8 protein-coding genes are annotated in these 11,649 nt (G+C 59.1%); 1 reads left to right on the forward strand and 7 read right to left on the reverse strand.

Features of this window, described 5'->3' with window-relative positions; genetic code table 11:
- Positions 1–219: 219 nt before the first annotated feature.
- Genes J7E41_RS05810 through J7E41_RS05820 form a run of 3 tightly spaced genes read right to left on the reverse strand, consistent with a single transcriptional unit; the run spans position 220 to position 1,977 of the window.
- Complete coding sequence (locus J7E41_RS05810) at positions 220–888, reverse strand: GNAT family N-acetyltransferase (RefSeq protein ID WP_214990800.1); 669 nt, start codon at positions 886–888, stop codon at positions 220–222.
- 10 nt (positions 889–898) lie between these two features.
- Positions 899–1,345: a GNAT family N-acetyltransferase gene (locus tag J7E41_RS05815; protein ID WP_214990801.1), complete on the reverse strand. Its 447-nt coding sequence runs from the start codon at positions 1,343–1,345 to the stop codon at positions 899–901.
- The gene (locus J7E41_RS05820) at positions 1,342–1,977 is read right to left on the reverse strand and encodes an FMN-binding negative transcriptional regulator (protein ID WP_214990803.1); all 636 of its coding nucleotides are present in this window, start codon (positions 1,975–1,977) and stop codon (positions 1,342–1,344) included. Before J7E41_RS05820 ends, J7E41_RS05815 begins: the two co-directional genes overlap by 4 nt.
- Positions 1,978–2,080: 103 nt before the next feature.
- Between J7E41_RS05820 and J7E41_RS05825 the strand changes: the two genes are divergently transcribed.
- Positions 2,081–3,634 (forward strand): PLP-dependent aminotransferase family protein, encoded by a 1,554-nt coding sequence (locus J7E41_RS05825; protein ID WP_214990804.1) that lies wholly within the window; start codon positions 2,081–2,083, stop codon positions 3,632–3,634.
- Positions 3,635–3,646: 12 nt separating this feature from the next.
- Here J7E41_RS05825 and J7E41_RS05830 read toward each other — a convergent pair whose 3' ends face one another.
- The 4 genes from J7E41_RS05830 to J7E41_RS05845 all read right to left on the reverse strand — a co-directional run bounded on the left by J7E41_RS05830 (position 3,647) and on the right by J7E41_RS05845 (position 11,605).
- A complete protein-coding gene (locus J7E41_RS05830) occupies positions 3,647–8,197 on the reverse strand; it encodes a dermonecrotic toxin domain-containing protein (protein ID WP_214990806.1) in 4,551 nt (1,516 codons plus the stop codon).
- 130 nt (positions 8,198–8,327) lie between these two features.
- Complete coding sequence (locus J7E41_RS05835; RefSeq protein WP_214990808.1) at positions 8,328–9,419, reverse strand: polyamine ABC transporter substrate-binding protein; 1,092 nt, start codon at positions 9,417–9,419, stop codon at positions 8,328–8,330.
- Complete coding sequence (locus J7E41_RS05840; protein WP_214990810.1) at positions 9,416–10,456, reverse strand: histone deacetylase family protein; 1,041 nt, start codon at positions 10,454–10,456, stop codon at positions 9,416–9,418. The genes J7E41_RS05835 and J7E41_RS05840 overlap by 4 nt, the downstream gene beginning before the upstream one ends.
- A gap of 156 nt (positions 10,457–10,612) precedes the next feature.
- Positions 10,613–11,605: an AraC family transcriptional regulator gene (locus tag J7E41_RS05845; protein WP_214990812.1), complete on the reverse strand. Its 993-nt coding sequence runs from the start codon at positions 11,603–11,605 to the stop codon at positions 10,613–10,615.
- Positions 11,606–11,649 lie beyond the last annotated feature (44 nt).

Below are 11,649 nucleotides of genomic sequence, written 5' to 3' on the forward strand. Positions count from 1 at the left end.
CGATAAGGGCCGAAGGACCTTCGGTGGTTTCAAGATCCTGGCGACTGCTACGCAGCCGATCGCAGGCTGCGCCAGCGGTTACAGAGGGCGACGTTTATCTGAGTAGCCGAGGCAGAAAGCCAAGTCCTCGAAGTTGTGTAGATACCTATGCCCATCGCGACGGTGTGACGATGCAACAAGCCAGCCCAGCCCACATTTGATCGGTGGTGTTTGGAGTCTTTAGCTACGGCACTCCACCAGCGTCTTCACCTGCCCGTCAACCGTCTGGTTTTCATCCGAAAGCCAGTGCTCAAACCCCGCCCCAATCGCCGGCCATTCCGAATCCAGAATCGAAAACCATGCCGTATCGCGGTTCTGCCCCTTGACCACCATGTGCTGGCGGAACACCCCTTCAAAACTGAAGCCCAGGCGCTCGGCCGCATATTTGGAGCGGGCGTTACCGTTGTTGCACTTCCATTCCAGGCGACGGTAGCCTTGTTCGAATGAGTGCTTGGCCAGCAGGAACACCGCTTCGGTGCTCTTCGGCGAGCGCTGCATCGGTGCGCCAAAGGTGACGTGGCCGATTTCGATACGGCCCTGTGCCGGGACGATGGACATCAGGCTGAGGATGCCTTGCACCTCGCCGCTGGCGCGGTCGATGACGCTGAAGAAGTACGGGTCGCTATGGGCCGCGTGGTTGTCCAGCCAAGCATCGAACGCACTGCGCTCGAAGGGGCCGTAGGGTAAATAGTCCCATAGCTTGGGGTCGGCGCCCGGGCCCGCGAGGGCTTGCCACAGCCCATCGCCGTGGCGGGCCGGGTCAAGTTTTTCCAGGCGGATAAAGCGCCCTTCGATCAGTTGGACCGTCGGTGCGGGAACGCCTTTCCAGTCTGCCAGTGATGTCGACATGCGGTGCTCCTTAAAGGCCTTTGCGAAACTGGATAAAACCAGGGCGTTCGGCGATGCGTTCATAAAGTTGAATAGCGGTGGCGTTGGTCTCGTGGGTCAGCCAGTGGACCTTGCAGCAACCATCCGCCTTGGCGGTGGTGTAGACGAACTCGATCAGTTTGCGGCCCACACCGGTACCCCGTTGAGCCGGGTCTACCAGCAGATCCTGCAGGTAGCAGGAGTTCTCGATGCTCCAGTTGGAGCGGTGGTAGATGAAGTTGACCATGCCCACAGCCTTGCCGTCCTGCCAGGCAAGGGCCGAGTGAGTCGGCTCGCTGGGGTCGATCAGGCGTTGCCAGGTGCTGGTACTGACCGCGTCTGGCAGTTCGGTGTTGTAGAAGCGCAAGTACGCTTGCCACAGGGGTAACCAGGCGGCGTGGTCGGCGGCTTCTACGCGGCGGATTTCGATCTGGCTCATGTTGGCTCCTTGGGGATAAATCGGGCGAGGGTCTGGTCGCGCAGGTCAGCGTTTGCGGCCAGCCCTTCACGGACACCGGCGATGTCTGCCGCGCTGCGGTTCTGGCTGAGTTTGCGTTTGCCCTCCAGGCGCTGGACCGGCAGGGCGAAGCCGACGATGGCCTTGAGCATGCCGTCAATGTAGTCCGCCGGGGCATCGCTGACTTTCCAGGGCTGGACCCGAGCGGATTCGTGACGATCGGTCAGGGCGCTGACCAGCTTGAGTAGACGCTCGGCATCGGTGAACACCTCGGCCTGGCCGTAAGCATGGACTGCGAGGTAATTCCACGTGGGCACCACTTTGCCGTGTTCAGCCTTGGCCGGGTAAAACGATGGGCTGATGTACGCATCGGCACCGGCAAAAATCACCAGGGCCTCCGTGCCGTTTTGCAGATCTTGCCACTGTGGGTTGGCCTTGGCCATGTGCCCGTAGAGGGTGCCGTTGGGGCCTTCATCGGGGTTGAGCAGCAGCGGCAAGTGGCTGGCTTGCAGGCCTTGCTCGCCAAAGGTCACCACCTGCGCCAGGCGCGTGTGCTGGATCAGTTGCTGGAGTTCGGGCAAATCATCGAGGGCAAAGGCGCGGGGTGTGTACATGAATATTTTCCTTGGCGAATGGCTACATCCTAGGCAGGCTAATGGTTCGTTGTAAGAGCCATCTTTGGTCCATTTCATAGGTCCAATTTGCGGAGCGTTTGCCATGCCCTCATTAGAGCCACCGCTGTCGTTCAACCCTGCCGGAATCGAACTGGATCGACGGCAGGGGTTGACGCGTCAGCTGTACCAGGCCTTGCGCCAGCGAGTCCTGGATGGGCGACTGGTCGGTGGCACGCGGCTGCCAGCCAGCCGAGATCTGGCGGCGGCGTTGTCGATTTCCCGTAACAGCGTGGTGCGGGCCTACGATCAGCTTTACGCAGAAGGCTTTATCGAAGGGCGGGTTGGCGACGGGACTTATGTGGCACAACTGCCTGCAACTGGTGAGCCGGCAAAAAAACTATCCACAAAACTATCCACAGGGTTTTCAACAGGCTTATCCCCAACCTTATCCACAAAATCATCAAATTCCACTGGGATTTCGTCCAGTAAAGTTATCCACAGCCCCGCTTTGGCACGGCTGGAAAACAACCATTTACCTCAGCCTCCCACTGGCCCGCCGCGAGCTTTTCGCGTGGGCGTACCGGCCTTCGACCTGTTCCCGTTTGACGTCTGGGCCAAGCTGAATGCGGCTTTCTGGCGCAAACCCGACCTGCAGCAACTGTGTTATGGCGACCCGGCGGGAGATGAGCGACTGCGTGGGCTGATCGCAGCCTATTTGCGCAGTTCTCGAGGCATGCAGTGCACGGCTGAGCAAATAGTGATCACCAGCGGCGCGCAGCAGGGAATAAGCCTTTGTGCACAGCTGCTGGTGGAGCCTGGGGACATGGTGGCGATTGAAAATCCCGGCTATCGGGCAGCGGGGCATGCGTTCGCGATTGCCGGTGCGAAGCTCCACGGCGTGGCGGTGGACGCTGAAGGCATCGACTGCACAGCGCTGAACGTGCTCAAGGATTGCCGCCTGGCCTACGTCACCCCGTCCCACCAGTACCCGATGGGCGTGGTCATGAGCCTGGCTCGCCGCCTGGAGTTGCTGGCCTGGGCCGAGCGCAGCGGTGGCTGGATCATTGAGGACGACTACGACGGTGAGTATCGCTACAGCGGCGCGCCTTTGGCGCCGTTGGCAGCGTTGGATCGCAGCGGGCGAGTGCTCTACGTTGGCACCTTCGGCAAAGTTGCTTTTCCGGCATTGCGTCTGGGTTACCTCGTGTTGCCGCCAGGCCTGGTGGACGCCTTCTCCCAGCGCCGCGCCGTGGATGTGCGGCACTCGGAGATCAGCACCCAGGCGGTGATGGCCGAGTTTATGGCGGCGGGGCATTTCCAGCGGCATATTCGCCGCATGCGTCGCGCGGCCTTGAGTCGGCGCAATGCCTTGCTGGCCGGCTGGCCCGCCGACGTGCCAGGCATGGGCAACCTGCCCAGTGTTGCGGCAGGTCTGCACCTTACAGTGAGGGTGAACAGCCTGGCCCGAGAGGGTGAATTGCTGGGCCAGGCCCGCGAGGCAGATGTCGAGGTCAACGGTTTGAGCGGCTACTGGCTGCCGAACTCCGACACTCCAGCGGATCAGCGTGCCGGCTTGGTGCTCGGGTTTGCCGCCGTGCCCGAGGCCGCTATCACTGATGCGCTGGCGCGGTTGCGCAAGGTGTGGCAGCCCCGGTAAACGCACCGGCGGTTAAGGCTGAGGGCGTTCGAGCTTCAGAAACACCGCCTGCATCAACGGATCGCTGAGCTTGCGCACTTGGTTATCCAGGGGGGTACGGTGAGTCAACTCATCCTGCATAGCGGGGGTGAACTGCTGCAAATGCGTGTCGGAAATCTTGAGATGAGCCGCAGTAAATGCGTAGGCGGGGGTCTTGAGGCTCGGGTAATGAAAGTGGGCGAGCCACAGGGGCTGATCCTTGTTGGCCGTGTCGAGAATCACGTACTCTTGGAAGTAATCATGCTGCTGGGTCTTGATTCTGCCGGCGTCGTTGCGGGTGACCCGTACCTGATTGTTGTCGAGCAGCCACTCAAAATAGGCCTGGCGAGGTTTGCGGGTCTTGAGGATTTTTGCCCGGGTATTGATGCCTTCACGGCGTAGCCGGGCGGCCCCTGCACGCAGCTCCAAGTGCAGGCTGGCCACAGGCGCAAGTTTTCCGATGTTGGATGGATCGGCATTAAGCGTTTCGACAGCCGTGGCCGCCTGCTCTAGCTTGAGAGCGTGCTGGTCGAAAATATCCTGCATGTCCGCAGGTACCCGCTTGGGCCTGAGGGCGTCCTTTTGCGTGCGCTTGATGAAGTCATTGATGTCTATGTTCAGGTCCATCGCGTCGCTGATCGTTTGGGCATAGTCGCCGTGGCCGGTTGAAGGATGAGCGGCCCACGGCTGAATAAGCTTTAGGGGTTCTTGTTTGCGGGTATCGACTGGTTTTTTGGGTTGGTCCCGGGGGCGCGTTTTGGTGATTTTTATTTTGGGACGCAACCTGGAGGGACCGGCAGTTGCTGTGACTGTCGCGGAAGCAGTCTGTTGTGAAGTCAGGCTATCGAGTGTTCTCTGCGCCAAGTGCTGAAACTCCTCAACCAGTACGTTCAGGCGTGTCAGTTGAGTGGGTTCAACCAGGTCGGGGTAATCCCCCGGCAACTCATCAATGCGCTGGCTGACACTGCTGTAATCATCAATGATTCTGAGCAGGTGCTCGATTTGATCTGCTCCCGCAGGGCTGTCCTCTACGCCCCGCATCATGTGCACGAGCGCTTTGCTGGCCAACCCGGCACGGTGTACGACGTAGGCGACCATTGTTCGCGCTTCCTCCATGTCCTGGGCGGCTTGTTCACGGATGCACAGCTCGTAGGCGGTAGCGATCTCATTGGTTTTCAAGTCCCATTTGGTGAACTTGGGTGCCAATGCTTTCAACCGTATGACCTCCATGACGCCGGGTGCACCGAGGTCCGCAAGCTCATCCTGCACCTCGTTCAGGTGGGCGAGTTTGGCTTGCATTTCGTGACTCAGTTGAACGCCCAGGTTGATATCGTCCAGAAGCGGCTGTCGAGAAAGGCCAGGCTCAGACTTCAGGGCGCTCTCGATACGTGACATGACGCTGGAATAGCCAATTTGCTTGATTGATATCCACAGGCTGAGATGCTTGTGGTGTTCAATGCTCAGCCTGAGCAATTCCTGTGTGTACCCCTCAGTGCCTCCTGCCTCTCGCCACTTTTTGAACAGAGCCAGTGTTTCTTGATAATGCGTGGTGAGCTCCTCGGTCTTGACCAGGCTGCGCTGGAGCTTCAACTGATACTGCGTCGATTCTTCTTCCAGCATGAAGTCTCGATACAGTGTTCTCAGCTCTGTCTTCAATGGGGTTTCCTTTGCCCTGCGTTCTGCCAATTGTTGCTCCAGCGCCAGTCGCTGCTGCGCTTTAACCGCTCGCTTGGCTTTTAGTTGGCTTTTCAGGCTTGCGCCGCTGCCGAGCAAGCGCAAGCTGGTATCGATACGCCATGAGCCACTTGGCTCATGGGCGAGGCGAGGGCCCTCCCGGGAAGGATGCAGGGGGTCGAGCACCAGGATGTTTTCATCTTCATCAGTCACCACTTCGAACCAGCGTTGGCCAACCTGCGCGTAATGGCTGTCCTGTAACTGGTGCAATGGCGAAGCTGGCGCGGCAGGTGAGGCTGTGAGCGTTGTTGTCTTGCCCTGCAGGTTTGGCGCCGCCACCTTGAAACTGTCCAGGTAAGTATTCAATTGTTCAGGTGTCCGACGCTGCACCGAACCACCGATCGCGATGGTTGCGTATTGGCTGTGGGGCAATGAGCTGTGGGCGACCGCCGTGGGCCGGATTTGCATCGCTGTCGACGTTTCACTCCCTGTGAATGCCGGTCTGAAATGAGAGGGCCGTCTGAGGCCTGTTTGGCGGTGGTGATGAGCTTGATGGGCAACCATGATCGCCAGCGCCATCAATACATCGCCCAAGCTCGTCCATTGGATCAAGTCATTTCCTTGGTTGTGGGCGTCCACTGTTTGTTGGATATCGCTAATGGCTTGCCAGGCCCATACGGCTACTCCGGCGGACCCGTTCAGAAAGTTCGAGGCGGCGTTGAAAATGGCCCAGCCACTGTCTTCGAGCAGGGCCCATCGTCTCTGGGCGTTGGAGAGCGATTGGCGGTCTGCCAGTTCGATCATGGCCTTTGCATTGGCATCAAACAGGGCTCCGAAAATATCGCCCGTCAGTTCAGTGCTGGTGAAAATGACGGGCCCTGTCCACTCGTGCAGGCTCAAGGGCTCAGACAACGATTGAACCGTCAGCCAGGGCGAAGGCAGGCCAATGGGGAAGATGTATTGGGAGTAGTTGAAGCTCAGCGCTCGGTCAGGCAGCCAGGCCAGTATTGAATCTCGAAGTTCGCCCGGTTGATGCATGGCGTAGAACATGTTCTGGAATGACTGGAACTGCAGCAACGGGTTATCCATCAAGGGACGATAGAGCAGGCAGGGGCCATCTTCCGGGTTGCGTGGACCAATAATAAACATGTTGAGGATGTTATCGCTGGTGCTGCTAAGCCGCCCCTGTGGGCGAATCGACAGGGGCCTGATGACGATAGGCTGTCGGTTATCGGGCGTCGGCTGAACCAGTTCGACGATGTAGCGATAGCCTTGGGCATTCACATTGCCCTGTTGTTTGACTTTGCATTCCAGTGCCAGCAGCGGCAGTGTCGAACGCAGTTGGCGGCTCTGGAATCGCTTTTGTCGGGGCGCTTCGCGCGTGTCATCGACCAATTTGCTTTTGATCAACTCGGGGTAAATCTTGCCGATGTCGACGTGTTCTGCGATGCCAGTCAGATAACTGATGGTGAGCCAGTCAGGAACGGTTTGCCCATGTTTGAAGTTCACGCTGGCCAGGTAGGGTGGCGCGTTGGTGAGGCCATATTCGCCAAGGGTCTGGACATGCCGTTCAAACGGATTGGGCAGGGTAAATGCACCCGCCGTGAAGCTTTCCGTCCGGGTGATTTGCAGTTCATCGAGCGGCAGTTTACCGGCGCCCTCCTTGGCCTTGTCGGCAATGATGGCTTCACGCATCGTCTTCTGGGCGAAGGCTGTGATCGGGGGGATGCAGAACAGGTCATCCGGTGTCTGATTACGCAGCGTGCTCAGTTCAATCAGGTATTGGCTGTAGTCGCTCAGTTCATGTGTCGATGCGTCGAGTAGCCAGTCGGGTATCGACTCTTCAAGTTGCGTCAGCCGGGTGGTTTCCCGATCACTGAACTCAGTGGCTGGAGGCGTTGTAACGACATTTTCCTGAGCGGCGGGCGCCGGCGGGTCGATGATATTGAGTGATTCGATTTCCTTGAGTTGAGTGCTGATCAAGGCCCAGGCCATATGGTCGAAAAAGTTGCCTTCGGGCTCCACCAGCCGCCAGGAAAACGGCTCTGAAGCGCTCAGCGGTTCGAACAGTGGGCGTAATGCGGCACCTAGCGCGCTCAGAGAGCTGAATGTTTCATAGCCGAATTCGACGGTGTACATCAGCAGGATGTCGCGCTGTTTGTAGCGGCCTTGTAGAACTGCGATACCTGCCAGTGATAGATGTTTAAGGGTATTCCCGTTTGGGATGTCGATGTCGACCAGGCAGGCTTGGATGTCTGCCATCTCTGGTCGTTGGGTTATACGCTCCTGCTTGTCGGGGAATGCCGATACCGCTTGGGCAATGGCGCAGTGATCGGCATTCCACCCCCCGACTTCCTGCACATTCAGTGCTTTTCGAAGGCCGTCGGAAAGCTCTTGCCAGCGAGGCAGTTTGGTACCGGTGGCGTTCCAGAAGGCCAGTTGCTGCTCCTTGAACGCGAAGAAAAACACGGGAGCTAAATCATTGAGCAGTTGTGCGATCTTCTCGATGCTGACTTCCAGGTGTACCGGGTTGTCGGAGAAAGGTTGTCGCGTCAGAAAATGCTCTCCTTCCAGGAAGTTGGCGATTGTTTCGTCCAGGCTCTGGCCGACCAGGGCCCGGCTCAAGGAGGTGTACTGGATGTGACTGCAGATCAATTCGTTATCGATGAAGTCCCAGGCTGGGGTCGCGATCATCGTGTCGTCGGGATCGATGTCCAGATCGGGGTAGAAGGCTTTCAACTCTATGCGCAGCAGGTTCGAGGCAACTTCGTGGAGGGTTGGCCCTTCGTAGCTCAGACGGGTGAGGAGGGCTTTTTCCAGCAGTGGGTGTGTGAGTGGGGCGGTGTGCGAGGTTGGAGGGGTTGTGCTCATAGCTTTTTCCTTGTCCAAATCGGTACCGGTGAGCGGTACCGTTATGACGCGAAAGCTAGCGAGCTGTGGGGTATGGCAGGTGTTAGTTAGATAGCCCGGGCGGGTTGGCCTGCCCGGGCCAATGTGTGGCTCAAGTTCCGGACTTGATCTTGGTCCAGGCGCGAGTCCGGGCGCGTTCAGCTTTGCTGTCCAATGGTTTCAAGGTGTACAGCGTAGCCATCGCCGCTTCGGTCGGGTACAGGTTGGGGTTATTGCGGATTGCCGGGTCGACCAACTCGGTGGCGTCCTTGTTTGGGTTTGGATAGCCGACAAAATCGCTCACGGGTGCAATCACTTTGGGTTGCAGCAGGTAGTTGATGAAGGTGTAGGCGTCCTGCGGATTCTTCGCGCCCTTGGGAATGGCGAGCATGTCGAACCAGACCGGCGCGCCCTCTTTGGGCAGGCGCATGTCCACGGTCACGCCGTTCTTGGCTTCCTTGGCGCGGTTGGCGGCCTGGGAGAAACTGCCGGAGTAACCGACGGCGACGCAGATGTCACCGTTGGCGATATCGGCCATGTATTTGGAGGAGTGGAAGTAGGTGATGTAGGGGCGAATCTTCATCAGCAGCGCTTCGGCTTTTTCATAGTCCTTGGGGTTGCTGCTGTTGGGGTCCAGGCCTAGGTGCTGCAGTGCCAGCGGCAGGATTTCCGACGGCGAATCCAGTAGCGCCACCCCGCATTGCTTGAGCTTGCTGATGTTCGCTTCGTTGAAGATCAGGTCCCAGCTAGCCACGGGTGCATTGGCGCCCAGCGCCGCCTTGACCTTGTCTGGATTGAAGCCGATGAGGATGGTGCCGTACATGTAAGGCACGGCGAATTTGTTGCCCGGGTCGTTGGCCTCGATCAACTTCATCAGCTTGGGATCAAGGTGATTCCAGTTCGGCAACTGGCTGCGGTCCAGAGGCTGGAACACACCAGCCTCGATCTGCTTGGCCAGGAACACATTGGACGGCACCACCACGTCGTACCCGGAGTTGCCGGTTAGCAGCTTGGCTTCCAGGGCTTCGTTGGTATCGAAGATGTCGTAGACCAGTTTGATCGCGGGGTTCTGGGCTTTGAAGTCTTCCAGGGCCTTGGGGGTGATGTAGTCGAACCAGTTGTAGACCCGCAGGGTTTTTTCTTCGGCGTGGGCGACGCCGCCGATGAGCGCAGTGCACAGGACCAGAGACTTGAGCATGTTCATTGTGGCGACCCCTCGTGTTCAAAGCCTTCCAGTACGTTCACGGCGTTGATGCCGATTTCTTCCACGGCATAGCCGCCTTCCATCACGAACAGCGTCGGCTTGCCCAAGCGCGCGATACGTTGGCCCATGGCCAGGTAGTCCGGGCTGTCGAGCTTGAACTGTGAGATCGGATCGTCCTTGAAGGTGTCCACGCCCAGGGAGACAACGATGATGTCGGCGCCGTAGCGCTCGATTTCCGTGCAGGCTTCTTCCAGTGCAGCACTCCAGCTGTCCCAGCCGGAGCCGGCGGGAAGCGGGTAGTTAAAGTTGAAGCCTTCGCCTGCGCCGTCACCGAGCTCATCGGCATACCCCAGAAAAAACGGAAACTCTGCTTCCGGGTGCCCGTGGATCGAGGTGAAGAGCACGTCACTGCGCTCATAAAAAATCGACTGGGTGCCGTTACCGTGGTGGTAATCGACATCGAGGATCGCGACCTTTGTGTGGCCCTGATCGAGAAAGGCCTGGGCGGCGATGGCGGCGTTGTTGAGGTAGCAATAACCGCCCATCAAGTCGCTAGCGGCATGGTGTCCCGGCGGCCGGCACAAGGCGAAGGCACTTTGGGCGCCTTGCTGGATCGCGCGTTGAGCGGTCAGCGCTACCTGGGCCGCGCTGTAGGCCGCTTGCCAGGTGCCGGCGGTAATCGGCGCGCCGCCGTCGAAGCTGTAATAGCCCAACTGACCATGCAGGCTGGTGGGCAATACGCGACGCAAGGTCCGGGCGGGCCAGGTGTAGGGCAGCAGGTCGCCGTCCTGGCCAAACTCGGTCCAGCGTTGCCAGGCGCCTTTGAAAAAGTCCAGGTAGTCGCGGCTGTGGATGCGTTGCAGCGGCGCCAGGCCAAAGTCCTGCGGAGCTTGCACGGGGCCCAGCTCGCGATCCTTGACCCGTTGCAAGACATGGTCGGCGCGGGAGGGCATTTCGAAACAAGGCATCAACTGCCCGTCCATCAATTCGCAACGGCCGTGGTGCAGATGATGATCGTCCGAGTAGATCGTCAGCATATTGTTGTTCTCCGCTGGCTGATTGGGATGCCTTGCAGTGTTGCGGTGCGCGGGGTTTTGGAGAACGGCAGGAGCGGCCAAAAGGGGATAAATATGGCCAAAGTGTATGTCCGTTATTCGCCCCTCAATGAAGCAGCGGTGCCCAGTGATGGCGCATCACGGCCTGAACTGGCTCGGTGCCACACCACTCCAGCGCACGAAGGCATGCCTGAAGCTCGCGGTTTCGCTGAAGCCCAACTGCTCGGCTATGCGATAGATCGGCAGTTCATCCTCCCCCAGTAACTGCTTGGCCCGTTCGAAGCGTAGTTCGTCCAGCAGTTCCTGGTAGCTGCAACCCAGGTCATGCAGATGCCGGCGCAAGGTGCGCGGTGAACAGTTCATCTGCTCGGCCAATCCATCTATGCCCGGTGCGACGCTCAAATGAGCCTCCAGCAACAGGCGTACTCGGCCCAGCCAGGCCTGGCGCCCGGTGAATTCGGTGTTCTGTTTGCGGCAGCGCTCGGCCATGGCGCGGTGGGTGATGGCGTCAGCCAACGGCAAGGGTTGGTCAAGCCAGCGCCGGTCAAAGGCGAAGGCATTGGCGGTGGCCTCAAACTGCAACGAACAGTCGAAACGCTCGGCATAACGCACGCGGTAGTCGGGGGCCGAGTGCTCAAAACGGGCACCGAGTAATGGCAGGGAATGCCCCAGCAAATCGTCACAGATGACTTTCAGCGAGACCAGGCAGAACTCGACATTGAATTCGGTCAGCGCCGGGTTTTCCCGGTAATCGCTGGCGGTGAACCAGATTCGCTGGCTGTCTTCTTCCAGGCTCAGCTCAAAAAGTGTTCCCAACAGCGCCGGGTAGCGCAGGGCCAGGCGCAAAGCGTCACCGAAGGTGGCACTGGTCAGCAGCGCATAGCCGAGCATGCCGTAGGACGACACATGCATGCGTTGGCCCAGTTCCAGGCCGATGTCTCGGCGCAAGGCCACGGCATTGGTGCATACGCGCATTTCCTGATTGGTGGTGATGCGCGTGTCGGCACGGCTCAGGTCGGCGCCGCAGATGCCGCTGCCGGCCAGTAGCACCTCGCTGGCGACGCCTTCGGCCTTGAAGGTGTCGAGTATCAGGGAGACGGCGTTGAGGGTGGTGAGGTGCGAGTGAAGCATGGGGGCTTCCAGCCAAGGGTTGGCTGGAAGCGAGCAAGTTATAT

Source organism: Pseudomonas fluorescens, assembly GCF_018614655.1.
In the GTDB taxonomy this organism is placed as follows: domain Bacteria; phylum Pseudomonadota; class Gammaproteobacteria; order Pseudomonadales; family Pseudomonadaceae; genus Aquipseudomonas; species Aquipseudomonas fluorescens_BX.